Below are 24,710 nucleotides of genomic sequence, written 5' to 3' on the forward strand. Positions count from 1 at the left end.
CGGGACCGCCCACGAGCTGGCCTGCTCGGCGTTCAGCCGGAAGCTCCACGAGTTCTTCGCCCTCGCCCGGCCCATCAAGGAAACAGGACACACGTGGATCAGCTCAGCCTCGGCGTCATCGCGCAGTCCCGCAAGGAGAACGAACTACGGCTCCCCATCCACCCGCAGCACCTGGACCGGATCGATGCGGACCTTCGGGGTCGCATCTACCTGGAGCACGGTTACGGGGAACGCTTCGGCGTCGCCGACGGACAGCTCGCGGCCTCCGTCGCGGGGTTGCGCTCGCGCGAAGAGCTCATCGCGGAATGCGATGTCATCCTGCTGCCGAAGCCACTCGCCGAGGACGTCGCGGAGCTGCGGGAAGGGCAAGTGCTCTGGGGCTGGCCGCACTGCGTCCAGGACCAGGCGCTCACCCAGCTCGCCGTTGAACGGCGGCTGACACTCATCGCCTTCGAGGCGATGAACCACTGGACCTCCGACGGCTCGTTCGGTCTGCACGTCTTTCACAAGAACAACGAGCTCGCCGGCTACTGCTCGGTGTTGCACGCCCTGCAGCTGATCGGCTCGACCGGTGACTACGGGCGGCGGTTGCGCGCAGTCGTGATGGGTTTCGGCGCAACCGCGCGAGGTGCTGTGACGGCTCTCAACGCGCTCGGGGTGCACGAAGTCACCATCCTCACCAACCGCGGCGTCGCAGCCGTCAGCTCGCCCATCCACTCCGCGCGGATCATCCACTTCGACCACGACGACGCCGATCCGCGGCGCAGCCACGCCTTCACCGACAACGGCCGCGTGCCGCTGGCGGGGTTCCTCGCAGAACACGACATCATCGTCAACTGCGTGCTTCAGGACACCGACGCGCCGCTGACGTTCCTCAGCAACGAGGATCTGCCGACTCTGACCTCGGGAACACTGGTCGTCGACGTCTCCTGCGACGCGGGCATGGGCTTCGAGTGGGCACGCCCCACCTCGTTCACACAACCGGACTTCCTGCTGGGAGACCACGTGCGCTACTACGGCGTGGACCACAGCCCGTCCTACCTGTGGAACTCGGCGACCTGGGAGATCAGCGAAGCGCTGCTCCCGCATCTGCGTCCGGTTCTCACCAGCGCCTGGGACTCCAGCGAGATCATCCGGCGTGCCATCGAAATCCGCGAAGGAACCGTCCTGAACCCCCGCATCCTCTCGTTCCAACATCGATCATCGGAGTACCCACATGCCCGGCACTGAACTGCACACCGCCGTACTGGACAACCGCGCCGACGCTGCCGACATCTGTGCCGCGTGCCCGCACCCGTGGCACGAGCACGACCCGATCGGCGTTCGCTACTGCACCGCGACCACGGCTTCCGTGCTGCCCCGAGGCTGCATCTGCCGGTGACGCACCGACGTCACCCTGAGAATCGCCGTCGTGCACAACGGTGTGCTGCTGCGCTTCAGGAAGAGCCTCAGCGGTGTCGAAACATGATCGTTGTTGTCCGCGGCCCGGGACCACGCCGAAGGACGTGGACGTTGCGTGCTTTGTTCGTGCGACTCAACCTGACTGCGTCAGGCACTTCCTCAAGCGCACCAACCCGTCGCGTATCCGGGTCTTGACCGCCGCGTGCGTGACTTTCAACAGTGCGGCGACCTCCTGGTAGGTCAATGCGTAAAAGTAGGCCAGGACGAGCGATTCACGTTGCAGTGCGGTCAAATCCGCCAGGCACCGTCGCACGTCTTCACACTCCCAGGACTCCAGCACCGACTCCGCGACTTCGTCGTAGGGCCGGCTCCGGCTGGCCTCGAACACCGCCCTGTGTTCCCGAGCGCGGCAGGACTGGTTGGAGCGCACCCTGTCCACCGCGCGGTGGTGGGCCATCGTCAGAGCCCAGGTGAGGACGGTGCCGCGATCACGACGATAACGGGCAGCGGTGCGCCACATCTCCACGAACACCTCTTGGACGACCTCCTCGGCCTGGGACCGATCGCGCACCACCGCGACGACCACACCCGTGACCGGCGCGGCGAGGGTGTCGTAGAGGCTGGCGAAGGCGCACTGATCTCCTTATGCCGCGGCGGCGAGCTGCTCACGCGCCCGCTCGGTGACAGACAACGGGGCACCTGCATTTCCGAGAGCGAGTGGTCTCATCGCGTTCTCCGTTGCCCTGGTACGAATGCGGCGTGCCGTGTGTCGACGGCGCCCGCAGTTCCGGTGCTGAGCGCGAAGAACTCCGCCACCCCGTTCACCTGCAAGGGAAAGACGGCGCGGAGATGACGCGTCCCGACACACAGCATGAGCGCGTGCGGCAGACGGCGCGCGTGCGCGCGGACAAGAAGACCGATGCCCGCGGCGGACAACCTCGACACCTCGCCCGGGTCCACCACGATCGTCATCGCAGCCGCCGCTCTCGCCTCCATACGGGCGAGCTCGAGTGTCCGCTCGAGCACGGTGGAGGTGTCGAGGTCGATCTGACCGATGACCTCGATGGGAACGCATCCTCGGAGCCTGCCGCGAGTTGTCGTCATCCACACACGCAACCCGGTCCGACCTGGAACGGCGCGAGTGGCAAACGTCGATCCTGACACGATCGGCTCCTGACTCGGCCGCGACGTGAAACACGCAAGGCCGGAGGTTGACTGATCGCCGATCGCACGGGGTCCTGGCACGTCCCGACGAGAACACCTCACCCTAGCGCCGCTGCGGGCAACTCACCACCACCACACTCCTCAGACACCAGAGGCATTGCGCGCCACAGGAAGCAGCCGCGCTCAACAACGCCGTTCCCCCGGTGTTCATCGGGACCGCAACGGGTACACACAGACTGTGCGTGCAAACCGGTGAAGCACGATCACGGCATGGGGCTGGGGTGAAACGAGCGAAGGGAAGCACAACGCATGACCTCCACTCGCGGACGGCGCGGCGCGCATCGGCGGCCCCGTCGTTGAGATCGGCTGTTCGTGTCCTGCTGGACTCGGTTCCCGGGCAACGGGTGGTGGGTTTCGTCAATGGCGCATTCGGTGCGCGGTCGGATGTGCGTGGGGATGTCGTCCCCTCATACATGTCCGTGCGGGTCGATCACCGTCTGGTGCGGGCGGAGCGGGACGCGCTCGTCGCGGCGTATCCGCGCGCCACCGGGCACTTGGCGGTGTTCCTCCACGGCCTCGTCGACACCGAGCGATCGTGGTTCCCGCGCCGAAGGAACCGCACCGGCACCAGCTTCGGTGGCCTTCTGGCCGATGACCTCGGGTACAGCGCGGTCTACCTGCGTTACAACTCCGGCCGCCACATCTCCGAGAGCGGAACCGAACTCGCTGAGCTTCTCTGCGCACTGGATGAGAAGTGGCCGGTCGACATCACCGAGATCGTCCTCATTGGACATTCCATGGGCGGTCTCGTGGCGCGCAGCGCGCTGCACCAAGCTCACGCCGCGCGGCGCCCCTGGTCGGAGAAGGCAACCCGACTGGTGTGCCTGGGTACACCGCACTCTGGCGCGCCCTTGGAGCGCGCGGTGGTTCGGGTCATCACCCTGCTCGACGCTCTTCCACTGGCAGTGCCCCTGTCCAGGCTCTTGGGCTTACGCAGCAACGGCATCAAAGACCTGGCCCACGGCCACGTGCACCCGCCGCAGCCGGGAATCGACCGCTCCGCCACCGACACCCCGGCCACCGTGCTGCCCCCGCAGACACGACAACTGTTCATCTCCGCGACCTTGTCGCGTTCGCAGGGAAGCCGCTGGGGGCACATCCTCGGAGACCTCCTCGTTCGCCCTTCCAGCTCGGCGAACCGCAACCACCGTGCGGACCTCCGATGGCTCGGCGGTATCACCCACTTCGCGCTGCTCCGCCACCCTCGCGTCTACCACACGATCAAGACGTGGTTGCAGGAGAAGGCAATCCACCGGTAGGGCAGCGAAGTGGCACCAGCAACGCGGGTCCCCCAGCTCTCCCAGAAAAACCCCGCGGCACTCGTCCGGAACCGTCATCCCGACAGATGTCCCCATCAGACGGTTCCGTGGGCGGGACAGTGGTCGAGCTGTGGCGCGAACGTGGCCGCCTCGGCAGCTGAGCCGCACCACATAACGGGATCGCTGTCCGCTTTCCCCGCAGCGGGTTGAGGTGGGGGGTGGTTGCGGGTATCTGGGACAGGTTCGGTTTAGCCGTTGCTGGTGAAGGAAATCCGACCAGCACCAGTCCCGCGCCGGGTCGAGGATGTCTGGAAGGGCAGCGGTGATGACAGCTTCGGGAGTCTCCCAGGGACGGGGTGCCTCAGGTCCTGGCACTGACTTCGCTCGCTTGGCCCGGGAAATCAGAGGAGCTGGGCTGCTGGAGCGTCGGCGTGGCTACTACGCGGCGCGGATGACGGTCAACCTCATGTTGTTGGCAGCGGGCGTGCTCGTCTTGCTGTGGTTGGGAGATTCCTGGTGGCAGTTGCTGACCGCGGTCTTCCTCGCCGTGGTGTTCACCCAGTTCGCTTTCATCGGCCACGATGCCGGCCACGGGCAGATCTTCCGTTCCCGCTGGGCCAATGACGTCGTCGGTTACGTTCACGCCGCGATCACGGGGATCAGTTATCAGTGGTGGGTCGACAAACACAACCGTCACCACGCCAACCCCAACCACGAGGAGCACGACCCGGACATCGACATTGCGGCGCTGGCCTTCAGCCGCGAACAGTCTCACACCAAACGGGGCCTGAACCGCTGGGTCACGAAGTATCAGGCTTTCCTGTTCTTCCCTCTGTTGACGGTGGAAGCGGTGCTGCTGCGGGTCGCTGGTGTCCACGCGGTCCTGCGCGGCCAGGTCCGGCGCCCTGGCCTGGAGGGCGTCCTCCTGCTCGTTCCGCTCGCCGGGTACCTGACCGCGCTGTTCCTGCTCCTTTCCCCCGGTAAGGCGGTGCTGTTCCTCTTGGTGCACCAGGCGGTGATGGGTCTCTATCTGGGATGTTCCTTCGCGCCCAACCACAAGGGCATGCCGATGCTGACCCGCGACCAGAAGTTGGACCATCTGCGCAAGCAGGTCCTGACCTCTCGCAACATCACCGGCGGCCGGTGGGTCGACGGCGTGCTCGGGGGCCTGAACCACCAGATCGAGCACCACCTGTTCCCGCACATGCCCCGTCCCAACCTGCGCCGCGCCCAGCCCCTGGTCCACGACTTCTGCATCCGGCACGGAATCCCGTACAACCAGTGCGGACTTCTGGCTTCCTACAAGCAGGTTCTCCAGCACCTGCACGACGCGGGCGCGACGCTGCGCCGTCCGCTCACACCGGACACCGCGCGATGAACTCGCCTGCTGGACGGGATCGTCGACCGACGCTCATGTCCAGGAGCTCATTCCGTCGGAGAACCTGGCGGTGTGGCGGGTGCGCCCTGAGGTTGGCCGGTGGGACATTTCCACGCTCATCCGCACTCCCCGTCGTAACCGTGTGACCAGGAGGATGACGCCATGCCCCGACCTGATGCCTCGTCGGAGTCGACCGGTTCCTCCGACAGCGGCCGCAGCGCCGACGAGGTGGGCGAGGCAGGGCATCACGATCTGGTGGGCCAACCCCACAACAGCGGGGAGGGACCGGTCGCGGACGCCGAGGACACCGCAGCCCGTATCAGCACACCGGATCGGCCCCTGGGGCCGTTGGGCAAACGGGTGGACCTCCGGTCGCCGTTCTTCGTGGGGATGGCCGCCGCTGCCGGGGTCGCGCTGACCTACGGGCTGGTCCAGCTCGTGATCAGCATCCAGGCTCTCCTGATCCTCATGGGACTCGCCCTGTTCCTGGCCGTCGGCCTGGAACCGGCGGTGTCCTGGCTGGTCACTCGTCGGCTGCCGCGGTGGGCCGCGGTCACCACGGTGTTCATGGCGGTGCTGGCCGGGGTGGACGGGTTCCTCGCCGTGGCGATCCCGGTTCTCGTCGAGCAGGCCACCCAGTTCGTGACGAACGTACCCCGCTATCTCCAGCAGGCCCGGGATCACAACACCTTTCTGGGCCAGCTCAACGACGGCCTCGGGCTGCAGAAGCAGCTCGAACAGCTCTTCAGCGCTCAGGGAGCGACCCTCATGGGTGGTGTGCTCGGCGCCGGGCAAGCCGTGTTCAGCGCACTGGGCAACGTCCTGATCCTGATCGTGCTCACGGTGTACTTCGTCGCCAACCTGCCCCGCCTGCGCGCTGTCGGATACCGGCTGATCCCAGCATCACGTCGGCCGCGGGCGATCCTGCTGGGTGATGAGATCTCGGCCAAGGTCGGCGCATACGTCTTGGGCAACCTGGTGATCTCGCTCATCGCCGGAACGGTCACCTTCGTGTTCCTGGTGATCGTCGGAGTTCCCTACGCGTTGCTGCTGGCGATCCTGGTGGCGCTGCTGGACCTGATCCCGATCATCGGCGCCACCATGGCCGGGATCGTCGTCAGCCTCGTAGCGCTGACGGTGTCGTTGCCGGTCTGCCTCGTCACGATCGGGTTCTTCCTGCTCTACCAGCTGGTCGAGGAGTATCTGCTGGTCCCGAAGATCATCGGCGGTGCGATGAAAGTACCTGCCCTGGTCACCGTGGTCGCCGTCCTGCTCGGTGGCGCACTGTTGGGCGTCGTGGGTGCCCTCGTCGCCATCCCCGCGGCAGCCGCCCTGCTGCTGTTGGCCCGCGAAGTACTGTTCCCCCGCCTGGACCGCGGCTGACGCAACAGCTGATCGCGGGGCTCGTTCGTCGCGACTGTTGCTCGTCCAGGAGGGAGACGGCGATCCCCGAGCTCATTGCCTCCGCACACCTGCCGGACCACCGCGGCCTGGCATGCTGGCAGACCGGACATGCGTGGCAGGAAGCACCGGGAGTTCGTCGCCGTCGCGAAAGGCGCGTGAACGGCACGCCCGTTGCGAGCTACGGCACCTGACACCACCACGTGCAACGAGGCCCGTCTGCCGGTGGCACTAGAGGCCTCAGTACTGCGTCCCCTCCAGGCCGTCGGCGCACCACCGCGACAGCAGGCGTGCTAAGCGCCCCTGAAGTAGCGCACCCGACCGCCGTCGACCTCCCAGCGTTCCGCGGCGTGGTCGTCGGCAAGGTCGGTGGCCGTCGGCCCCGACTCGGCCGTGACCACGGTTGCGAGCAGGTCATCGATGCTCGCGTTGTTGTCCCGCCGAGCCGCCATCATGACCTGGTGCGCGGTCACCGGGTCGGTTCTCGGCGGCAGCACCAGCAGCGTGAGGCGGAGCCCGTCCAGCCCGATGACGTCCACGGTGTGCGGGTGCTGGGTGCGGAATCCGCTCAGCCGCACCTGGTGGCCGTCGATGTGGACGCGGCGCGGGGCGGCGTCCCAGGTGGTGAGGTTGTAGCTCACCCGTTGGAGGCGACCCAGCCGAATTGCCAGCACCGCGAGCAGCGGCGGCAACTCGGTGGACAGGTCCCGTGAGCGGGGCCACCACGCTCCGTCGACGTACCCCGTGGTGGGCGCCTTCGGTTTCAGCTTCAACCGAAGTGCCTGCCGAGGCTGTTCGGTGGCCGTCGTGGCCGGTGAGGTGGCGATGTGCAGGTGTCCCGACGTCATGTCGGCACTCCCGTCCCCAGCCGGGGAATCCGGCCGGTCTGGGTCTGTCATCGGGACGACGCGAGCCTGACCGCCCGCGTGCGAGATGTTCTCGACAACGCCGATTCTACGCTGTGACACACCTGATCGACCGAATTCAATCTCGCCTCTTCCTGAGAATTCGGCTCGGCGTCGGCACGAGCCGTGAGGGCAGCCTCGCCGCGCTGCACCTCTGTGCCTTCGGCGCTGACGAGGTCCTGGTCCAGAGCTTGAGCGAACCGCCGCTACCAACGCACCGGACATCATCTACGACACCGACACGCAGATGCGCTTTCCCACCAACGCCGCGATCCTCCGGGACTCCGCCACGCTCGCGCTGGTCGAGCACTGCCGCACCAGGACAACCATCGTCGGTCCCCTGGCACCCCTGCGAGATCATCTAACGACCACCGGGGCGGCTGCTCGATCCGCACTGCGTCACGGTGTGGGGCGTCCTCATTTGCCAGGGGAACTTCCTCCTGCGGGCCATGACCGCGGTCGTCCTCGTCATCGCCGAGAGTTGACAGGTTCGACGGGCAACGATGCGTTGTCCCACTCCGAGCACAGGAGCTCTGTGACGCACCTCGATGGGTCGCCTCCGTCGTGAACGCACGGCAGGCGGGCCAGCCCGTCGCGGCCACGCCTTGAGGACCGCACCAGAACAACTGGCTGGTGCTACTCGCTGCTGAAGTACTTGGTGAGGATGTGTTCGGCGGCCTTGTCGACCAGCTTCGTCCGCGCGGCGTCCCGGGGCACGTCGCCGAAGAGCCCGCGCGGGATGCTCGTCCCGCTGGAGATGACCAACGCCGCACTGCTCTGCAGCGAACCGCGCAGGGCGATGACGAGATGCCTGTCGGTGTCGGTGTCCTTGCACAGCAGGGCGGGCCGACCGGCGACGGTGATCGCTTTCCTGCCCTGCTCAAGACACAAGGCGGCGGCCGAGGACAGTGGTCGGACTGCGAGGCGGAAGCTGACGGAGAACTCCTTGGGGCCACCGACGCAGTGGTTCGTGTCAACCACCATGACAGGTGCCGCGGTGCCGGTCGCGCGGATGCCCTCGGCGAGCAGCGCGCAGGCCGCGTCCACGGCGTCCGTCTGCCCGGCCGCGCTGAGGTTGGCCTGGATGCCGAGGGGCGCGGGCATCGGTCTGGCAGCGCGGCAGGTTTGCGGGGTCACCTTGATGAGGACCTGGCATTCCGGGTCGGTCGGCTCGTCGCGGGAGCCGGCGGGGAAGCCCAGCTTCAGGGGGGCGCGAGGCGCGGCGGGAGGTGCGCCGGGCAGCGCCGAGCGGAGCTTGTTCGCGGTGTCGACGGCGATCGGGCAGGTCGGTGCCGAGGCGAGGACGCCAAGGAAGCCGCGTTCCGGCTGCGCGCCGGGGACGCTTTCCTGAGCCCAGGTGACGTGGCAGCGACCGTCTCGCTCACCCTGGATGCCCTGCACGCCGTTGAGCTGGACGGCGGTGAAGTCCGTCCGTTCCGGGAGCAGCGTGACGGGCTCGGGGCCGAAGCCGGTCGACACCGTGATGGCGTGCTTCTCCTCCCCCGCGGTGGAGCACTGGTCCTCGGTCGAGGTGCTGATCGTCCTCGGCGCGGTGGTCACGCCAAGGGCGCGCTGTGTCAGCGCACAGAGGTCCCACTCGGCCAGTCCCTTGCCAGGCTGCCGTGCCAGTGCAGCCGGGTTCTTCATCGCCTCAGCGACGACGGCCGCCGCTGCTCGTGCCAGGGTGCAGCCGGCGAGCGACGGTCCGTCCGCGGGGGTGCGGATCTGGAGTGCGACGGTCGGGGAAAGCGGCAGGCTGACCCGACATGTGGATTCGTCGGGATAGACCTCGACCACTTGGTAGGCAACGAACCCGCCCACCGTCAACGGCTCCGCGTAGCTTCGTTCCGCGTGGTCGAACCCGCTCCGGACCCCGACGACGACATGGCTCCCGGGATTGCGCGCCGTGGCGGCGTCAACCGCACACGAATGCGGGGTGGCCAGGTAGGGCTCGCTGGGTTGGAAGGCGGTCAGCGCCGCGCGGGTGATGAGCTTGCACGGATCGAGCTGCGTGCTCGCCCAGATGGCCGCGTCCTCCGGCGAGGGGGGCTGTGCCGCCGCCTGGTCCGGCGCCGCGGTGGGGCCTGAGCACCCGCCGAGACTCAGTGCCACCAACGCCAAGGCCACAAGGCCGCGCCACCCACTCATGCGTCTCCCCCACACGGACCGGTACTCCCCGGTCAGGACAGGGGTAGTCCGACCGGGGACACAGGACAAGCATTTCGAGAGGATTCGATCCTTTCGCTCGTCTTCATGGCGACGGCCTCACGCGGCCGATGACCCGGTTCATCGGGATGGGGCCGAGGTGCCGGGAGTCATGGCTGTGCGTGGGGTTGTCGCCGATCACGAGCAGGGTTCCTGGAGGGACCACGTCTCCGGCGGCGAGGATTCCGGCCGCGGCGGGCGGGACGAGGTCCCCGGCGATCGCGGCGACCCGTTTGATCAGCCACTGGCGGTCGAGGTCGCCTGGGCCGGGCGGCGGCAGGTGCCAGGTCGGCCGGTTGTCCGAGAGCACGGGGGCTTCGATCACGACGATGTCGCCGGGCTGGGGTGGTGTCTTGATCCGCCGGGCGAGCAGGCGGTCGCCGGGGTTGAAGGTCGGGCGCATGCTGTCGCCGTCGACGGTGACGCTGATCCAGCGACGCGCGAGCATGGTGCGCAGCCACGTCATGCCGGGGCGTATCCGTTGGCCTGGATGCGAAACAGGCGGGCGTAGGTGGCGTCGCGGTGGAGCAGTTCGCGGTGTGTTCCGAGGTCCTCGATCCGGCCGTCGACGAGCACGGCGATCTGGTCGGCGTCGCGAACGGACCCGAGGCGGTGGGAGATGAGCACGCTCGCGCGGCCGGCTCGGTGGGCGGCGAGGCGGGTGTGGATCTGGGCCTCGGCGTCGGCGTCCAGGCCGGAGGCAGGCTCGTCGAGGATGAGCAGATCGCGTTGGTCCCGTAGGAACGCGCGGGCCAGGGCGACTCGCTGCCATTGGCCGCCTGACAGGAGAACGCCGGTGTCGTCGTCCTCGTCCTGGAACAACCGGGACAGCATGGTGTCGTAGCCGCGAGGGAGGCCGGAGAGCATGTCGTGGACGCCTGCGCGCTGAGCGGCGTCGTGGACGCGGTCCTTCATGGCGGTGCCGAGTCGTAGTTCGTCCGCGCCGTCGACGTCACCGAGGGCGATGTTCTCCGCGGCGCTCAGCTCGTAGGACATGAAGTCCTGGAACACGGCGCCGATGCGGGCGCGCAACTGCTCGACGGCCATGTCGCGCAGGTCCACCCCGTCCCAGGACACGGAGCCTCGGGTCGGGTCGTAGAAGCGGCACAACAGCTTCACCAGCGTGCTCTTGCCCGCTCCGTTCGGGCCGACCAGCGCCATGGACTGTCCAAAAGGGATGGTCAGGTTGACGCCGCGCAGCGCCCACGGGTGGTCCTCGCTGTAGCGGAACCACACGTCGCGCAGCTCGATTCCGTTGCTCAGCTTGGGAACCGGTGCGGGGTCGGGTGGGCAGGGCAGGTCGGGCTCGGCCTTGGTCACTTCTTGGTAGTGAGCGAACAGCAGCAGCGCGTTGTGGGCGGTGCCGAGCCTGCCCGCGATGGCCGTGATCGAAGCCTGGGTTCCGGCCACCGCGGCGAGGAACACCGCGACGTCGCCGACGGTCAGCAGGCCACGGCCAGCGGCGAGGATCGCCCAGACCAGTCCGGCTCCGGCAACGACGGCGCCGAGTACGCCGAGCAGCCCTTGCACGCCGAGTTCTCGTCGGTCCATGCGGCGCCGTTCGGCGTTGGCGTGCGCGAACTCGGTCAGCATGCGCTTGCGGAACAAGGCGTTGAGGCCGAGCAGCCGGATCTCCTTGGCCGCGTCCAGGCTGGTCATCAGGTCGGCGTAGAAGAACTGCCGCCGTTCGGTCGGGCTCAGCGCGGTGAGCACGGTGGCCCGCCTGCGGCTGAGCTGGATTTCGGCGAGGAGTGCGGGGATCGCGGCGAGCAGGGCGGTCGCGGCCAGGACGAGGCTCAGTGCGGCGAGCGATCCGAGGAAGCCGAGCAGGGTGATCAGCGACTGCACGCCGCCCACGACCGATTCCAGGATGAGCCTTGGGCCGCTGTCGCTGTGCAGCTGCGCCATCCGCAGCCGGTCCTGGAACGCGGGCTGCTCCAGCATCGCCAGCCCGCCCATGCGGCCGGTCGCGGTGTACAGCCGGTCGCGGGTCAGCATGGCCACCCGGCGTTCGAGCTCGCCCGAGAGGTACTGCGAGCCCTGAACGATCACGATGGTGAGCGCCCCGGTCGTCGCGAGGGCGAGCGCGGGCCACACCAGGTCGTCGGTCTGGCCGAGGACGAGCCGGTCGAGCACGAGCTTGGTGAACCACGCGGCGGCCACCGGGGCCATCCCGGCGAGCACTCCGGCAGTCAGGTGTCCGAGCAGCAACGCGGGCGCGGCGCGCCATGCCACGCCCACCGCGGCGGCTGCGTTCCTGATCATGGCCGGGAAAGGTCCGCCGGGGTGGGCAGGGCGGCCATCTCCGAGCCGCTGGCCACCACCGTTCCGGTCGGCTCGACCAGGCACAGTGCCGGAACACCTCGCACGGCGAACGCCCTGCCGAGGGGCCCGTCCGGCGCTTCGGTCACCACGGAGGCGACCGCGCTGAGCTTCGCGACCAGATCCGACACCTCGTCGGTGGTCCCGTGGGTCACGGCCAGCACCCGGTCGCGCCCGAGGGCGCGGGCCCGGTCGAGGAACGCGGGCAGGTTCTCGCCACAGGCCGGGCAGTCGGCCGAGAAGAACCCGACGAGCGTGGGATCGGCCAAGTCGTTGAGGGAGAACGTCTTCCCGTCGACGGTGCGCGCCTCGAACGGTGCGACCGTGGCGCCCCGGGGAGCCATGATCGGCGGCAGCGGGTCCCTCGCGGACAGTGCCTGCTCGATCAGCGCGGCGTGCGTCCGCAGCCTCTTGACCACGCCCAAGGTGAGCACCAGATCGACGAGCACGAGCACACCGAGCACGGTCACCGCGATGATCACCACGGTCATCGACTTCCCCCTACGCCATCCCCGGCCCGGGTCGCCGGGCGAAACAGATCAACAAGATCGTCGAACCGCACCAGGAGCAAGCCGAACGCTCCACCGGCAACGCCGGACACGAGCGCGACTGCCGGTTGTGCAGCGCCACCCGCGGCCGCTGCTGTCAGCCCGGCACCGGCCACGATCAGCAGCACGAAGTTGCGCATCACGTGCGGCCACCCCAATTGCACCGCGCTAGCCCCGAAACAGTGGCACGGTGTCCGATCGCCGCGGCGCAGCGAGATCACGATCGCTGCCGTGAAAACCACCAGCAACGCCGCCGCACCAGCGAATCCGGCAATTCCGGAGACCGGGTCCCCCAGCACCGCGGCACCGGCGAGCGCGGTGGCGATGGCCGATTCAGCCACCACGACCGCACCCGCCGCCCAGGTCCGCGAACTCGGTGGCAGCAAACGCAAGAGTCCCGTCGACGCCACGAAGGCACGCCACCGCGCTCCGCCGAGCTTGTTCGCCGCCGAGACGCCGAACACCACGGACAGCAGCACGGCGCAGCCCGGCGTGACCTGGTTCATCGCGTTGTCAGCAGCGGGTGATGTTGTTGTAGCAAGGGCCGCACCGCTTCTCTCCACTGCCCGGCGCGTAGCGGCAATCGCGCACCCAGAGGTACCCGATGCCAGCGCTGTCGTAACGGCACTCGCACCGTTCCCGCCAGGTCTCCCCTGCCTGCGCCTCGATCCGAGGAACGAACCGTTCCAGCAGCAGTTCACCCGCCCGTTCCAGCAGCTTGATCATTGCCGGTTCCTTTCGTGCGCCGAGGGTCGTCGGCTCGGAAGCGACACCCCCAGGTGTCCGAGTGAGACACCGCACGCTAAACGGAACGGGAGGGCATCGAGCGGACCGTTCAACCAGGAGTGAAATCCGCCCGTGACCACGCGATTCGGGGCATGACCGACAGTAGTCGCGCGATTCAGGAAATGTAGATCAACATCGCAAGCTGTCACGGCGGGGTGACCGGGTCGATTGGCGAGCGAATCGGCACAACCAGCGCGTCGGGATCCTGTCTCAGTCGTCGTTGGCGGCGATGAGGAAGGAATCGACGTCGTCGACGTCCTCCGGGACGTCCTCGGTCGCTGCGAGGAAGGCCGCGGCGTCGGCCCGCACGGCGTCGAGATCGACGGGGTGGTCAACGGCGGCGCCGTCGTTGATGGAGGCGAGCAGGATCTCGCCGTTGTCGCAGCCGATGACCAGTTGTCCGAGCGAGGTGCACCCGATCGCCGTCACCGGTGGTCCGGCCAGCACTCCGTGGTCGGTCTTGGTTCCGGCTACGAGGTCGTAGGACCACAACGCTCCGGTCGGGGTGCCGACCCACAGCGTGCCGGGTTTCGCGCCGAAGGTGATGTCGTTGCGCCACCAGCCGTCGTCTTCGGTGCCGTCGAACTTCTCGTGGAGCACCTCCTCCAGCGTGGGGAACGCGAAGGCGGTGAGGGTTTCTCCGTAGGCGCAGCCCCGGATCGCGAAGAAGTGGCCGTCAGGGCTGAAGATCGGCGGCTGGTACCCGTCGTTGCCGAGCAGGACCATCAAGCGCTGCAGCTGCCGATCGGCCGGCGCACCCTGCTCGACTCGGAGGAAGTCGATGCGCGAGCCGCCTTGGTCCTGGGACGTCGTCAGCATCACGGCACCGGAGGGGTGCGCGCCGCCCTGCGGGTACACCCCGACAACGACCACCTCGCCGGTGACGAGGCCGATGGCATCCACATCCCGTGAGCTCGTTGCCGAAGGCGAGGCCCACAGCGTGTCGCCGTCAGGGCTGAACAACAGCTCCTCGTACACGGCCCCCGCCGGCAGACCGGTCAATTCCCGGAGTTCGGTGGGAGTCCAGGACCACACGGTGCCCTCGGTCGCCACCAGCAACCGTGGCTCAACGGGATGCCAGACCGCGAACGCATCGCGCATCCCCCGCTCCCACGGCTCGACCTCGCCGTAGGCACTCGACTCGCTGCCGATGCCGGCGAGCAGGCCCAGCTCGTTGCGCCCGCAGTCCAGGACGTGCACCGCCCGACGCCCCCCGTCCACGGCAGCCACCAACGGCAACCGCGGATGACACACCAGGCGCTCCACGGGCGCGGGACCGGTACCGCCGAACACGGCGGAAAGCTTGACCCTGGTCATCCGCACACCGTACCGAGACCATCCACTATGGACAGTCTCAGTGAAACCGGTTGACACACAACGGAAGCATTGCCCTTCCGCAGCGGCCCTGGTTTCCGCAGGTAGTGCGTCGGCCGGAGAGCACGGGGGTGCGGCAGGGGACTATCCGAACGATCAGGCTCGCAGTCAGGCCGGAGCGGATCTGTTGCGTCACGACCCGGCCGCGATCCGCTGCGAGTGCGAGAACGGGCCCGATGGGTTCCCTCGACCGGCCTCACCCTGGCTGATCGCGGATGCGGCGTTCGGGCTGGCGAGTGTGGTGGGCGGTGAACGGCAGTTTCATCGCTCAGCGATGGCTGTCGGGGACAGGGCGTTGCGGGTGCGTCGGTGGAAGGAGAGAAGGGCGATCGCCGCGACCGCTGCGAACCAGATGAGCTGGATGCCGAGGCCGCGCAGTGGCGTGGAGGTGGCGAAGGCGCCGGCGGTGGCTGCTTGGACGGCGCCGTAGACGGGCAGGTAGGGCACGAAAGGGCTGTCGGCGCCGGAGCTGACGAGGGGGTTCTGCAGCACGATGTCGACGACGCTGATCATCATGATGGCGAACATGCCTTCGACTTCCTTGTGCAGCAGGGAGCCGAAGGTGACCCCGAGTGCGCCGTAGGTCATGGCGGCGCTGAACAGCGCGGTGGCGAGCAGCAGGGGTTGTTGTGGCGGTGTCCATGCCCAGATGGCGGCGGTGGCGTAGGCGACGACGCCGACGCCGATGAGCGCGAGCGCGGCGAGCTTGGCCAGGGCGAGGTGGGTTCGGGGGTAGCCGGCCATGGCCAGGCGGCGGTCGAACCTGCCGCTGGCGAAAGCGGCGGCGAACATCATGAAGCCGGTGATCATGCAGACGGCGTTGAGTGCTCCGGAGATCTGGGTGAGCTCGTTGCCGCGCGGGGTGAGCAGTTCGCCGGTGGCCGCCAATCGGAAGGGCACGGGCTCTCGGGGGATCGCGAGGTGGATGAGGGAGATCCACGCCGGCAGGAACAGGGCGACCAGGACCATGGCGAAGCGGTTGCGGGCGTGTTCGACCAGCGCGCACCGGGTGGCGGTGGCGAACCAGGTGAGCTGCCGTCTCACGCAGTCGTCCCGGTGTGCGAGTGGAGCACGCCGTCGCGAAGTTGCCAGAGTTCGTCGAGGCGCTCGGTGTCGTAGGCCAGGTGGGAAACGGTCAGCACTGAGCGCCCGGCGTCGCGCAGGCGCGAGGCGAGCTCCCAGAACCGCTGGTAGGTGTCCCAGTCGAAGCCCTGGTAGGGCTCGTCGAGCAGCAGGACCTGCGGGTCGTGCATGAGTGCGAGGGTGAGGTTCAGCTTCTGCCTGGTGCCGCCGCTGAGCACACCGGCTCGTTCGTCGAGGTAGTCGGAGAAGTTCAGCGTCTCCATGATCTCCTCGGCCCGGCGCAGGTCCGCGAGGCCGAAGGCGGTCTTGAAGAACTCCAGGTGCTGGCGGACGGTGAGGGAGTCGTTGAGCACGACCTCCTGCGGGCAGTACCCGATGCGTCCGCCGTGGTGGACGGTGCCGCTGTCGGGCCGCAGTTCGCCGGAAAGGACCTTCAACAGCGTGGACTTCCCGGCGCCGTTCTCCCCCACGACCCCGGCGAGCACGCCGGGCCGGAGTCGCATGCTGATGCCGCGCAGCACCACGCGTCGGCGATAGGCGTGGTGCACGTCCTTCACCTGCATCCGTTTCCTTGCCGGTAGCGGTATTCAGTGTGGTCGGGGTGCAGCACCATGTGGGTGGGCAACGAGCTGGCGGCGGGGCGCTGGACGCCGTTGTAGCGGGGCGTGGTCATGGACCAGGCCAGGTTCCCTGCCAGGACGTGCCGCCAGAAGGTCGCGTACTGGGCGATGTCGGCGTGCGCGCCGAGATCGGCGAAGGTCCGCTCTGCGGCGGTGATCCGCTCGCACACGACGTCGACGGCCGCCTGGGGTGTCATTCCCGCGGTGGAGAGGAGCACGCTGACGGCGTTCCTGCCGTCTCCGGCCTGGGTTTCCTTGCGGTAGGAGAACAGGTCGTTGACGAACAGCGCGTGCTCGAAGCAGGCGGCGAGCAGTTCGTCCAGCAACGGGGACGTCCGGTGCTCATCGAGATCGATGCCCGCGGCGTGGTCCACCATCACGCGGATGGCGTCGAAGCCGAAGTCCGCTCGCCGGAGCTGGAGGTAGGTGTCGAGGTCGGCCCAGCCGGAGGCCGTGGGCGCCATGCTGTTCGCCCACTGTTCGACGCCGGAGAGCAGTTGGGCGAACAGTCGCGGTCCGAGGGCCCGCTGCGCGTGCTGCATGCCGCGCGTGAGGACGTCCAGTTCTGGGTGCCCGTCAGTCGACGCGTGGCCCGTGCGGAGGCTTGAGAAGTACGTGGCGAGCTCAGTGTGCGGGTTGGCTTCGAGCAGGTCGTCGAGCCCGCCGAACAGTGACAGCAACAGCGCCACGTCCAGCACCCGCTCAGCTGGGGCGTGCGGGAGGATGTGCAGGCACTGATCGACCGCGGCCCGGGAACTGGCGCCCGGGCGGCCGACCCACTCGTCGTACCTCGCGCGCACCCAGGCTGCCCGGGGGTGCACGAGCGCGGCTCCGAAGAGCGTCTTGGGCAGGGACAGGGCTAGTTCCACACCGAGTGCCGGGGCTGGCCGGTGGACGGCGTCGCTCATGACGGAACCGTTGTGGCGTAACGGTATTCGGTGTGGTCGGGGCGCAGGAGCATGTGGGTGGGCAGTGTGCTGGTGGCGGGGTGCTGGACGCCGTTGTAGCGCGGTGTGGTCAGGGACCATGCGATGTTGCCGCCCAGCACCTGTCGCCACCAGCGCACGTACTCGACGACATCGGCTCGCAGGCCAGGACCGTCCTGTGTGAGCAGGTGGGCCTGCGTGCCGAACGCGCCCTCGGCGGAGGTGATTCGCTCGCACACCGCGTTGACCGCGGCCTGGGGCGTCATGCCTGCGGTGGAGATGAGCACGCTGACGGCGTTCCTGCCGTCTCCGGCCTGGGTTTCCTTGCGGTAGGAGAACAGGTCGTTGACGAACAGCGCGTGCTCGAAGCAGGCGGTGTGCAGATCGTCGAGCAGCGGCGACGTCTCCAGGTCGGTGAGATCGACCCCGGCGCCGTACTCCGACGCCACGCGCATGGCGTCGAAGCCGAAGTCCTGTCGCCGGAACCTGAGGTAGGAGTCGAGGTCTTCCCACCCGGAGGCTGCGGCGTTCCCGGGCGCCATGCAGAGCGCCCACTGTTCGAAGGCGGTGACCACCCGGGGGTACAGCTGTGGCCCGAAAGCCCGTCGCGTCCGTTCCACCACGCGCCCGAAGGCGAGCAGGTTCGGGCTGCCGACGGTCGGCGCCTCACCCGCGCGGATGACGGCGGCGTAGGCGGCGGGCCCGGTGTGGGGGCCGGCCTGCTCGAGGAGGTCGTCGACGCCGGTGAACATCGTCGCCAGCAACGACAGCTCCAGCACCCGTTCCGCCGGGACGTGTGGCGCGATGTGCAGGCACGCCTCGACAACGGCGCCGGCCGGCTGCCCGGACCACTGCTCGTGCCGCGCGCGCACCCACGCGCCGTCGGGGTGCACGGACGCGGCTCCGAAGAGGGCGCTCGGCAACGGCAAGGCCAATTCCACTCCGGCTCCCCACTGAACGGTCCACGGCGGCCGCAGCGTAGCAAGAAGTTGATCACTCAAACGGGTGGCGCTGGAACTCCGGTGTCCGAAGCCGGGAGTCCTCGAAGAACACGTCGGTCCAGGGGTGGCAGAGCTCGTGGTAGCCCTCAGCGGTCGACGCACCGCGGAACCGGGCCAGCAGGGCGATGATCAGTGCGTCCAGGTGTCGGCCGGAGCTGTCGAGGGCGCTGGTGGAAACCCGCTCCTGCGCTCGGCGCAGTCCGATGGTCGCCAGCAGGTCGTGCTCCTCGGGCACACCGGTGAGCAACGCGGCCATCGAACGGTAGTAGTGGGCGTCCGGCTCGCGCATCTCCTCGCTGTAGCGGAGCACGGTGGGCCAGTCGCCAGCGATCGCGAGTCCCTGGCACGCCTCGCTCAGAGTGAGCTGGTAGTACTCACCCGCGGTGCGGCGGTCGCCGGTGCGGGCGTCGCGCTCGGCGAGCACCCGCAGCTCCGTGCAGATTTCGATGAGGTGCGCGCGGGTGAGCGTCGGCAGTCCGTCCTTGACCAGGTAGTAGAGCCAGCGCGGATTGCCCGGGTCCTCCTCGCGGGCGGTTCTCAGCAGGTTGAGGTTGCGATCCATCTTCTCCTTGGCGACGGCGACCTCGGGCAGGTAGCCGTCGTGGTGCAGCCAGACGTCCAGCCCGACCAGCTGCGGCGGCCGCGTCGTGCCGGGCAGCACCGGGTACTCGTGGATCGCGCCGTGATAGCGAATTCCGCTGTCCGCAAGGAAAATACGAGGAAGCTCGACGACGCTCATGCCGGAGTCGGGGTGGTGGATGATCGGCGCGAACGCCAGCCGGTCCAAGGATCGCGCGGCCGAGAGCGACTCCAGGCAGGCGACGAACTGGTCCGCGGACTTCTCGGCGAACCATTCGTCGGCGTCGAGGAAAACGATCCAGCCGGTCTGCACCACGTCGATCGCGTGGTTGCGCGCGTCGGCGAAGGAGCCCGGCCACGGAATCCGAACGGATTCGACGCCGTGCCGCCGGTACTCGTCGACGATGCTCGACGTCCGATCCACGGAGCCCGTGTCGATCACGATGACGCGGTCCGCGCCCCGGCCGATCACGCTGTCCAGGCAGCGCGCGATGCAACGCTCTTCGTCCCGCGCCAGCACCACGACCGCGACCGGGAGGGGCGCCGGCTCCCCGGCGAACTCCAGTTCGCTCAGCGGCGGGAAGAGCCGGCGCACCCAGGGGTTCACTGGCAGGGAGTGGTGTACGGGAGCATCTCGCCCGAGGCGCACGAGCTGTGCATGGTGCGAGCGAAGGTGTACCTGCTCTTCTGCCCACCGACACCGCACGAGGTCTCGTTCAGGAACCTGTGGCTCACCGAGGCCTGCCCGCCACCGCTGATGCAGCGCTTCAAGTGGTCGCGCCGCACGTGGTCGGAAATGGTGCAGGTTTCCCCGAGCGCACCGGCGGACTGGGCTTCCTGACCGGCGCCCACCACCGTCGCGTTGGCGGGTGCGGCGCTCAGCGCGAAGAACGCCGCTCCGGCGACCATCGTGAAACCAAGGGCACCCATTCGCCTCGCGACCCCGTTCGCGACGGGAGCCGGAGTGGTCGAACCGGATTCGATGTCATCAAGGAAAGCAAGCTGGCGCGTGTCCATGGTTCCCCTTCGTTGAACTGCGACGAGAACGGCCCGCCCTTTCGCTGACCGCGTTCAGCGGGCCGAGACCATCATTCGTGCGCTCCGTTCTCAGGGAACAGCTCATGAACCGGTCGTCTGTGACCGGTCAGGCAGCGCCGTCGTGCGCTGGCCATGCCGTGTCGTCGGCGGCCAGCCACGGCTCGTTCGCGGCAACGGCGGGGGTTGTTCCGGTGAACGCCCGGACGTCGTGGTGGAGGTGGGACTGGTCGACGTAGCCGCCGTCCGCGGCCACTCGCGCGGGGGCGTGCCCGCTGGCCAGGCGGTGGACGGCGTGGTCGAAGCGGACCAGCACGGCGGCGCGTTTGGGGGTCAGACCGATCTGTGCGCCGAAGCGTGACCACAGGCGTTGGCGGCTCCACCCCGTTCGGGCCGCGAGGTCGCTCACGCGGATTCGGCCGTGGCTGGCGACGATCTGGCGCCAGGCCCAGGCCACCTCGGGGTCGACGGGCCTCCCCGTTCGGAGCCGGGTGACCAGTTCGGTGTTGATCAGGGCGAAGCGCTCCGGCCAGGTGCGCGCGTGGTGGAGCCGCTCGCGCAGGCGCGGTGTGTCGCGGCCCCACAGCTCGTCCAACGCGATGACGCTCCCCCGCAGCTCGGCGAGCGGGAGCCCGAGCACGAGGTGCGCGGTCAGCGGGGACAGGCGGATCTGCACGCACTCGACGCCCTCGGCGCGCACCTGGAACGGGGTGAAGCCGAGCCCAGCGGCCAGGCTCTCCGACCGCGTGCGACCGGTGGCGCCGTGGATGTCGAACGGGCGGTCGCCGAACTCGACGGCCACGGTGACGGCTGGGTGAGGAATGGCTCGCAGTTCGACGGGGCGCTCATCACGGATGCGGAATCCGGCCATGTCGACACCGGGCGGTGTGCTCATGGGTGAAGGTCGTGCGATTTCCCAGTTAGCAGTGGAATTGGTGGGTCGCACGCCGTGACTGTACGAGCGGTTCGGAGTCGGGATCAACCGGCGTGCGAGGCGCTGAACATTTCTCCAAGACTCCTCGCGCTGTCGCCGGGAAGGTGCAGCCATGGACAAGACGAGCACTGCACGAGACCGGCGCGCCGCACCGAATCGACGGCGGCGGATCGCCCTGTTGGTCGTCGGCGCGCTGGCGGTCCTGGTCGCGGGGAACACGCTGGCGGTGCTCACGCAGACCGCTGAGGCTTCCGGCGAGCAGATCGTGCGCCTTCCCGGCGGCGACATCCACGTCGTGCAGCACGGGCCGTCCGACGCTCCGGCGGTGGTGCTCCTGCACGGGCTGGGTGGCTCGACGGCGTGGTGGGAGCCGGTGCTGCCGGCGTTGCGGGATCTGCGCGTGCTGCGGCTGGACCTGCTCGGGCATGGCGGGTCGGCCAAGCCGGTCGAGGGCTACGGCATCCCGGAGCAGGCGCGCCGGGTCGGGGCGGTGCTCGACCGGTTGGGTGTGCGCCGTGCGACCGTCGTCGGGCACTCCACCGGTGGCTCCGTGGCCACGTCACTGGCCGAGCAGCGCCGCGACCTGGTGGCGGCGGTCGCGCTGGTCGACACCGGCCCGAGGGCGGAGGCCTTCCTCGGCGAGAGCTTCGTCGCCGAGCTGATGACCACGCCGGTGATCGGCCAGCTGCTCTGGCGGCTGCGCACCGACGGCGCGCTCCGCGGCGCGTTGAGCACGGCGTTCACCCGCGAGGTGCGGGTCCCCGACCAGATCGTCGCCGACGTCCGGGGCATGACCTACCGCGGTCTCACCGCGACCAGTGAGGCCTCCACCGCCTACCTGCGGGAGCGGCCCGTCCCCGACCGGCTCGCCGACCTCGGCCTGCCAACGCTGGTGATCTTCGGTTCCCAGGACCGGCGGTGGCGGCCGGAGTCCGCTCAGGACTACCGCCTGGTCCCCGGCGCGAGGATCGAGATCCTCGACGGTGTCGGTCACACGCCCATGTTCGAGGACCCCGACACCACCGGAGCTCTCCTGCACGCCTTCGCCACCAAGGGATCGAGCTGACGGCGTGCCCTACTCGGCGCCTTGGGCCTCGATCAGGTCGAGGTCGCGGACGCAGAAGCCGTGGTGCTCGAAGGTCTCGTTGAGCACCGTGCCGAGGCACCTCCGCACTGAGCGGCCTCGGGCGTAAGGCGGCCAGACGTCGTCGTCGGGCACCGGCGCTGGAGCTGCGAGCTGCGCGGCGGTGACCTCGTCGAGCCAGGCTTCGAGCTCGGCGGCCTGTGCGGCGCGCACGCTCACGATCTCGTCGAGGGACGGATCGAGCGAGAGGTCGAGCCCGTGCGCTTCGCGGTAGGGCTCGACGGTCGGCCCGATGCCCATCGGCGTGAACAGCTCAGTCGAGCCCAGGCAGCAGCGGCGGAACCACGAGTCGTGGACGAAGACCAAGTGGCGCAAGGTCTGCGCCGCCGACCACTCGTCGTTCACGCTGCGTCGCTCGATGCCGGGTGTGCGACGGATTCGCTCGGTCGTGGCGGCCCAGTCGGCGTGGAGCTGACGTGATGCCTCGCGCAGCTCGGCGGGGTCCTCGGAGCGGATCAGCGCCCGCACCGGATGACGCCGGTCGAGCTCCGCTTCGACGTACCGGGTGACCTCGACGCCGTTCACCACGAGGTTGGTGACGAGCCCGTCGATCACGGCGTCCTGCATGACGACGCCGATCAGGCGTGCCCCGGTCAGATCGCACTCGCGGAACTCCGCACCGCGCAGGTCCTCGTCACTGTGCCGCGTCATGACCGCGATACTAGGTTCGGGCACCGACATACCGAGCCAGAAGCATCGACCGTTCCGGCGCGCGGCCGGTTGTCACCCACCTGCACTACGAGGTGGCCGACTGGCTGGGAGACTGCATCGTTTCGGTCGTCCACCAGTACTTGGTGGTGCCGAAGACGGTGACCAGGTTGCAGGAGGCGGGTTTCCGGAGCTTCCGGTTGGCGGAGGCGCAGGTGACGGCGCACGACCAGTACGAGATCTTCAACCCGGGCGGACGTCCTCCGGAGCTCCAGTGGCTCGTCGTCGACGGCACGCCGGGTGTCGACGATCTGGGAGTCGACAGGATCGGCAGGCTCGTGGTGAGCGAGGCGGTGCTGGAGCTGTTCCGGGCCGACGGGCTGAACCACGCCGAGGTGACCGAGTGGCAGCCTGAGTGACGAGCGCTGCACATCCAGCGGAACCAGCCCGTGGCGATGTGGGGACCGAGCACGTCCGTCATCGACGGCCGAACAGGCGCCACCGCTTGCGCTGCGGGGCCTGCGCCGCGCAGGAGCACCGTTCGGCGCGCGGCACGTCGCCCAGGACCTGTTCGACGTGGCGGCCGCAGCCCCGATAGCTCGGCTTGCCGCACTGGGAACACGCGATTCGTTGGCACACGAGGCGGACCATACGCGTGATCGCCTTCTGCGGACCAGGCAGCAGATCGGTCTGGCGCTGAGCGCAATGCGAACAGCTCACGTTTTCGTCGGCGGGTGAATCTGGGCGACCGGTTGTGGGCTGTTCCCTACCGTGATTTCTCCACACAGAGGAGAGTCATGTCCAGAACCGCATTCGCCCTGGCGCTGGCCGCCGCCGCTGCCGTTGTCCTGCCGTCGACCGCCAACGCGGACGTGCAGTGCCCGGCCGGCCACGTCTGCATGTGGGAGCACGAGAACTACGGCGGCTACCGCTATTTCTACTTCGACCCGGCCCCTGGCACCACCTACTACGAGATCGGCGGGTGGGACGGGGACAACGAGATCACCTCCGTGCAGAACCTCACCAACTGCACGGTCTCGCTCTTCGACAACGACCTCGACACCAGCGGCACGTCCTGGGACATCCGCCCGGAGACGAAGATTCCGCACCTGGGCAGCATCGGCGCCAACGACAGGGCAGAGAGCTTCGCGACCCGTTGTCCGTGAAACCCGACCGCCCCGGGAACGCCGCGTCGCTAGTGGCCGTCCGCGCGGGCTGACAGCCAGTCGCTGAATTTGGCCTTGAGCAGGTCGCGTTCCCGGCTGGTCGCCAGGATGACGTCGGCGCCGCCGTCGTAGGGGTGGTAGAGCCACCGCAGCGCGGTGTCCGCGATGATCACCTCGCGTGCTCGGTCGTCGGCGATGTAGCGCAGCACCTGGTCGAAGCAGCCCGGTTCGTGGAGTTGGCTGCTGATGTAGAGATCAAGGGCGTACTCAGGATCATCGGGTTCGACCACGCGCATCCACTTCACGGCGCCGGGGTGCAGCCCGACAGCCACCGGTTCGGTGCCCGACGCCGCGTCTTCGGGGTCGTATCGCACGGTCATCAGGTAGACCGTCGTCGCGACCAGTTCCCGCAGGATCGTGTTGTGGCGGTCGAGAACGATCTGGTACTCGGCCTCGCAGGTGGCATAGCGCTGTGACCCGGGCAGGCTGTGGAAGCGGACCCACCGGTCGGCGAAGTAGTAGCGGATCGAGCTGCCGACGGGTGGGTGATTCGGCCACATTCGCTCCCACTGAGCGGTCACCGCGTTCAGGTCGAGTGCTGGCACGCCGCGCAGAATAGTCACGACGGCCTCCTGCGTCACCCAAATTGTCCTAAGTGGACGGTCGGTCACGCCTTCGTCCACGTTGTGCGCCGCTGCGTGCGGAATCCGGCTCGCCGCAGATTGGCCGTGCTCACCGAACCGGGGCGGGCCGTGGCGACCGCCAGGGCGC

The 24,710-nt window shown here is 68.5% G+C and carries 27 protein-coding genes and 1 pseudogene; 8 read left to right on the top strand and 20 right to left on the bottom strand.

The features are described 5' to 3' along the window. The first annotated feature begins 93 nt into the window (after nt 1–93). Both CCN37_RS16660 and CCN37_RS39930 read left to right on the top strand, forming a co-directional pair. Nucleotides 94–1,230 carry a N(5)-(carboxyethyl)ornithine synthase gene (locus CCN37_RS16660; protein ID WP_086821697.1) on the top strand — a complete coding sequence of 379 codons (1,137 nt, stop codon included), beginning with the start codon at nt 94–96 and terminating at the stop codon, nt 1,228–1,230. Next, nucleotides 1,217–1,381 carry an RGCVC family protein gene (locus CCN37_RS39930; RefSeq protein ID WP_168200698.1) on the top strand — a complete coding sequence of 55 codons (165 nt, stop codon included), beginning with the start codon at nt 1,217–1,219 and terminating at the stop codon, nt 1,379–1,381. Before CCN37_RS16660 ends, CCN37_RS39930 begins: the two co-directional genes overlap by 14 nt. A gap of 153 nt (nt 1,382–1,534) precedes the next feature. On the opposite strand, the pseudogene CCN37_RS16665 reads toward CCN37_RS39930, so the two are convergent. After that, nucleotides 1,535–2,014: pseudogene (locus CCN37_RS16665) on the bottom strand (sigma-70 family RNA polymerase sigma factor); the annotation flags it as partial. 110 nt (nt 2,015–2,124) lie between these two features. Then, nucleotides 2,125–2,505 carry a hypothetical protein gene (locus tag CCN37_RS16670; RefSeq protein ID WP_143261642.1) on the bottom strand — a complete coding sequence of 127 codons (381 nt, stop codon included), beginning with the start codon at nt 2,503–2,505 and terminating at the stop codon, nt 2,125–2,127. 533 nt (nt 2,506–3,038) lie between these two features. Here CCN37_RS16670 and CCN37_RS16675 point away from each other — a divergent pair. The 3 genes from CCN37_RS16675 (at nt 3,039) to CCN37_RS16685 (ending at nt 6,645) form a co-directional block, all read left to right on the top strand. Then, nucleotides 3,039–3,884 (top strand): triacylglycerol lipase, encoded by an 846-nt coding sequence (locus tag CCN37_RS16675; protein ID WP_086821699.1) that lies wholly within the window; start codon nt 3,039–3,041, stop codon nt 3,882–3,884. Between the two features lie 325 nt (nt 3,885–4,209). Continuing rightward, nucleotides 4,210–5,262 carry an acyl-CoA desaturase gene (locus CCN37_RS16680; protein WP_086821700.1) on the top strand — a complete coding sequence of 351 codons (1,053 nt, stop codon included), beginning with the start codon at nt 4,210–4,212 and terminating at the stop codon, nt 5,260–5,262. A gap of 162 nt (nt 5,263–5,424) precedes the next feature. Continuing rightward, the gene (locus CCN37_RS16685) at nt 5,425–6,645 is read left to right on the top strand and encodes an AI-2E family transporter (RefSeq protein ID WP_210408067.1); all 1,221 of its coding nucleotides are present in this window, start codon (nt 5,425–5,427) and stop codon (nt 6,643–6,645) included. 311 nt (nt 6,646–6,956) lie between these two features. Here CCN37_RS16685 and CCN37_RS16690 read toward each other — a convergent pair whose 3' ends face one another. From CCN37_RS16690 to CCN37_RS16755, 15 genes are all read right to left on the bottom strand, one after another. Then, on the bottom strand, nt 6,957–7,511 hold the full coding sequence (locus tag CCN37_RS16690) for a DUF5994 family protein (RefSeq protein WP_246843090.1): 555 nt from the start codon (nt 7,509–7,511) through the stop codon (nt 6,957–6,959). A gap of 693 nt (nt 7,512–8,204) precedes the next feature. Beyond that, the gene (locus CCN37_RS16695; protein ID WP_143261643.1) at nt 8,205–9,716 is read right to left on the bottom strand and encodes a hypothetical protein; all 1,512 of its coding nucleotides are present in this window, start codon (nt 9,714–9,716) and stop codon (nt 8,205–8,207) included. A 103-nt stretch (nt 9,717–9,819) separates the two neighbouring features. Continuing rightward, on the bottom strand, nt 9,820–10,239 hold the full coding sequence (locus CCN37_RS16700) for a S26 family signal peptidase (protein ID WP_086821702.1): 420 nt from the start codon (nt 10,237–10,239) through the stop codon (nt 9,820–9,822). Then, nucleotides 10,236–12,038 (bottom strand): ABC transporter ATP-binding protein, encoded by a 1,803-nt coding sequence (locus tag CCN37_RS16705; protein ID WP_086821703.1) that lies wholly within the window; start codon nt 12,036–12,038, stop codon nt 10,236–10,238. The genes CCN37_RS16700 and CCN37_RS16705 overlap by 4 nt, the downstream gene beginning before the upstream one ends. Continuing rightward, complete coding sequence (locus tag CCN37_RS16710; protein ID WP_086821704.1) at nt 12,035–12,586, bottom strand: TlpA disulfide reductase family protein; 552 nt, start codon at nt 12,584–12,586, stop codon at nt 12,035–12,037. Before CCN37_RS16710 ends, CCN37_RS16705 begins: the two co-directional genes overlap by 4 nt. Further along, nucleotides 12,583–13,149, bottom strand: a complete 567-nt coding sequence (locus CCN37_RS16715) for a MauE/DoxX family redox-associated membrane protein (protein ID WP_086821705.1) — start codon at nt 13,147–13,149, stop codon at nt 12,583–12,585. The genes CCN37_RS16710 and CCN37_RS16715 overlap by 4 nt, the downstream gene beginning before the upstream one ends. A 7-nt stretch (nt 13,150–13,156) precedes the next feature. After that, nucleotides 13,157–13,369 (bottom strand): hypothetical protein, encoded by a 213-nt coding sequence (locus tag CCN37_RS16720; RefSeq protein WP_086821706.1) that lies wholly within the window; start codon nt 13,367–13,369, stop codon nt 13,157–13,159. A 270-nt stretch (nt 13,370–13,639) separates the two neighbouring features. Continuing rightward, nucleotides 13,640–14,746, bottom strand: coding sequence for a hypothetical protein (locus tag CCN37_RS16725; RefSeq protein ID WP_086821707.1), 1,107 nt, complete (start codon nt 14,744–14,746; stop codon nt 13,640–13,642). A 318-nt stretch (nt 14,747–15,064) separates the two neighbouring features. Then, nucleotides 15,065–15,847 (bottom strand): hypothetical protein, encoded by a 783-nt coding sequence (locus CCN37_RS16730; RefSeq protein ID WP_086821708.1) that lies wholly within the window; start codon nt 15,845–15,847, stop codon nt 15,065–15,067. Then, a complete protein-coding gene (locus tag CCN37_RS16735; RefSeq protein ID WP_086821709.1) occupies nt 15,844–16,449 on the bottom strand; it encodes an ABC transporter ATP-binding protein in 606 nt (201 codons plus the stop codon). Before CCN37_RS16735 ends, CCN37_RS16730 begins: the two co-directional genes overlap by 4 nt. Then, nucleotides 16,440–17,414: a hypothetical protein gene (locus CCN37_RS16740; RefSeq protein ID WP_143261644.1), complete on the bottom strand. Its 975-nt coding sequence runs from the start codon at nt 17,412–17,414 to the stop codon at nt 16,440–16,442. The genes CCN37_RS16735 and CCN37_RS16740 overlap by 10 nt, the downstream gene beginning before the upstream one ends. After that, a complete protein-coding gene (locus CCN37_RS16745; RefSeq protein WP_086821711.1) occupies nt 17,411–18,373 on the bottom strand; it encodes a terpene synthase family protein in 963 nt (320 codons plus the stop codon). Before CCN37_RS16745 ends, CCN37_RS16740 begins: the two co-directional genes overlap by 4 nt. A 52-nt stretch (nt 18,374–18,425) precedes the next feature. Further along, complete coding sequence (locus CCN37_RS16750) at nt 18,426–19,607, bottom strand: glycosyltransferase (protein WP_210408068.1); 1,182 nt, start codon at nt 19,605–19,607, stop codon at nt 18,426–18,428. Between the two features lie 8 nt (nt 19,608–19,615). Continuing rightward, nucleotides 19,616–19,942, bottom strand: coding sequence for a hypothetical protein (locus tag CCN37_RS39935; RefSeq protein WP_168200700.1), 327 nt, complete (start codon nt 19,940–19,942; stop codon nt 19,616–19,618). Nucleotides 19,943–20,156: 214 nt separating this feature from the next. After that, a complete protein-coding gene (locus CCN37_RS16755; protein ID WP_086821713.1) occupies nt 20,157–20,942 on the bottom strand; it encodes an AraC family transcriptional regulator in 786 nt (261 codons plus the stop codon). A gap of 151 nt (nt 20,943–21,093) precedes the next feature. Between CCN37_RS16755 and CCN37_RS16760 the strand changes: the two genes are divergently transcribed. Next, nucleotides 21,094–22,047 (top strand): alpha/beta fold hydrolase, encoded by a 954-nt coding sequence (locus CCN37_RS16760; RefSeq protein WP_086821714.1) that lies wholly within the window; start codon nt 21,094–21,096, stop codon nt 22,045–22,047. Between the two features lie 9 nt (nt 22,048–22,056). Here CCN37_RS16760 and CCN37_RS16765 read toward each other — a convergent pair whose 3' ends face one another. Continuing rightward, nucleotides 22,057–22,776, bottom strand: coding sequence for a DinB family protein (locus CCN37_RS16765; protein WP_086821715.1), 720 nt, complete (start codon nt 22,774–22,776; stop codon nt 22,057–22,059). A gap of 92 nt (nt 22,777–22,868) precedes the next feature. Here CCN37_RS16765 and CCN37_RS16770 point away from each other — a divergent pair, with 92 nt between their 5' ends. Next, entirely contained in the window at nt 22,869–23,192 is a 324-nt protein-coding gene (locus tag CCN37_RS16770; RefSeq protein WP_086821716.1) for a hypothetical protein, read from the top strand. Between the two features lie 58 nt (nt 23,193–23,250). Here the strand turns inward: CCN37_RS16770 and CCN37_RS39940 are convergent, their stop codons facing one another. Then, on the bottom strand, nt 23,251–23,412 hold the full coding sequence (locus CCN37_RS39940) for a hypothetical protein (protein WP_168200701.1): 162 nt from the start codon (nt 23,410–23,412) through the stop codon (nt 23,251–23,253). A 158-nt stretch (nt 23,413–23,570) separates the two neighbouring features. Between CCN37_RS39940 and CCN37_RS16775 the strand changes: the two genes are divergently transcribed. Next, on the top strand, nt 23,571–23,939 hold the full coding sequence (locus CCN37_RS16775; protein WP_086821717.1) for a peptidase inhibitor family I36 protein: 369 nt from the start codon (nt 23,571–23,573) through the stop codon (nt 23,937–23,939). A 29-nt stretch (nt 23,940–23,968) separates the two neighbouring features. On the opposite strand, the gene CCN37_RS16780 is transcribed toward CCN37_RS16775, so the two are convergent. Beyond that, nucleotides 23,969–24,580 (bottom strand): hypothetical protein, encoded by a 612-nt coding sequence (locus CCN37_RS16780; protein WP_086821718.1) that lies wholly within the window; start codon nt 24,578–24,580, stop codon nt 23,969–23,971. Between the last annotated feature and the right edge of the window lie 130 nt (nt 24,581–24,710).

The organism is Allokutzneria sp. NRRL B-24872 (genome assembly GCF_002155965.1).
In the GTDB taxonomy this organism is placed as follows: domain Bacteria; phylum Actinomycetota; class Actinomycetes; order Mycobacteriales; family Pseudonocardiaceae; genus Allokutzneria.

Excerpts from the sequence above, each read along its gene's own strand:
- CCN37_RS39935 (WP_168200700.1), bottom strand. The coding sequence starts at position 19,942 with ATGGGTGCCCTTGGTTTCACGATGGTCGCCGGAGCGGCGTTCTTCGCG.
- CCN37_RS16695 (WP_143261643.1), bottom strand. The coding sequence starts at position 9,716 with ATGAGTGGGTGGCGCGGCCTTGTGGCCTTGGCGTTGGTGGCACTGAGT.
- CCN37_RS16705 (WP_086821703.1), bottom strand. The coding sequence starts at position 12,038 with ATGATCAGGAACGCAGCCGCCGCGGTGGGCGTGGCATGGCGCGCCGCG.
- CCN37_RS16735 (WP_086821709.1), bottom strand. The coding sequence starts at position 16,449 with ATGCAGGTGAAGGACGTGCACCACGCCTATCGCCGACGCGTGGTGCTG.
- CCN37_RS16740 (WP_143261644.1), bottom strand. The coding sequence starts at position 17,414 with ATGAGCGACGCCGTCCACCGGCCAGCCCCGGCACTCGGTGTGGAACTA.
- CCN37_RS16725 (WP_086821707.1), bottom strand. The coding sequence starts at position 14,746 with ATGACCAGGGTCAAGCTTTCCGCCGTGTTCGGCGGTACCGGTCCCGCG.
- CCN37_RS16685 (WP_210408067.1), top strand. The coding sequence starts at position 5,425 with ATGCCCCGACCTGATGCCTCGTCGGAGTCGACCGGTTCCTCCGACAGC.
- CCN37_RS16675 (WP_086821699.1), top strand. The coding sequence starts at position 3,039 with ATGTCCGTGCGGGTCGATCACCGTCTGGTGCGGGCGGAGCGGGACGCG.
- CCN37_RS16710 (WP_086821704.1), bottom strand. The coding sequence starts at position 12,586 with ATGACCGTGGTGATCATCGCGGTGACCGTGCTCGGTGTGCTCGTGCTC.
- CCN37_RS16755 (WP_086821713.1), bottom strand. The coding sequence starts at position 20,942 with ATGAGCACACCGCCCGGTGTCGACATGGCCGGATTCCGCATCCGTGAT.
- CCN37_RS39930 (WP_168200698.1), top strand. The coding sequence starts at position 1,217 with ATGCCCGGCACTGAACTGCACACCGCCGTACTGGACAACCGCGCCGAC.
- CCN37_RS16670 (WP_143261642.1), bottom strand. The coding sequence starts at position 2,505 with ATGACGACAACTCGCGGCAGGCTCCGAGGATGCGTTCCCATCGAGGTC.
- CCN37_RS16720 (WP_086821706.1), bottom strand. The coding sequence starts at position 13,369 with ATGATCAAGCTGCTGGAACGGGCGGGTGAACTGCTGCTGGAACGGTTC.
- CCN37_RS16680 (WP_086821700.1), top strand. The coding sequence starts at position 4,210 with ATGACAGCTTCGGGAGTCTCCCAGGGACGGGGTGCCTCAGGTCCTGGC.
- CCN37_RS16775 (WP_086821717.1), top strand. The coding sequence starts at position 23,571 with ATGTCCAGAACCGCATTCGCCCTGGCGCTGGCCGCCGCCGCTGCCGTT.
- CCN37_RS16765 (WP_086821715.1), bottom strand. The coding sequence starts at position 22,776 with ATGACGCGGCACAGTGACGAGGACCTGCGCGGTGCGGAGTTCCGCGAG.
- CCN37_RS16690 (WP_246843090.1), bottom strand. The coding sequence starts at position 7,511 with ATGACGTCGGGACACCTGCACATCGCCACCTCACCGGCCACGACGGCC.
- CCN37_RS16760 (WP_086821714.1), top strand. The coding sequence starts at position 21,094 with ATGGACAAGACGAGCACTGCACGAGACCGGCGCGCCGCACCGAATCGA.
- CCN37_RS16715 (WP_086821705.1), bottom strand. The coding sequence starts at position 13,149 with ATGAACCAGGTCACGCCGGGCTGCGCCGTGCTGCTGTCCGTGGTGTTC.
- CCN37_RS16700 (WP_086821702.1), bottom strand. The coding sequence starts at position 10,239 with ATGACGTGGCTGCGCACCATGCTCGCGCGTCGCTGGATCAGCGTCACC.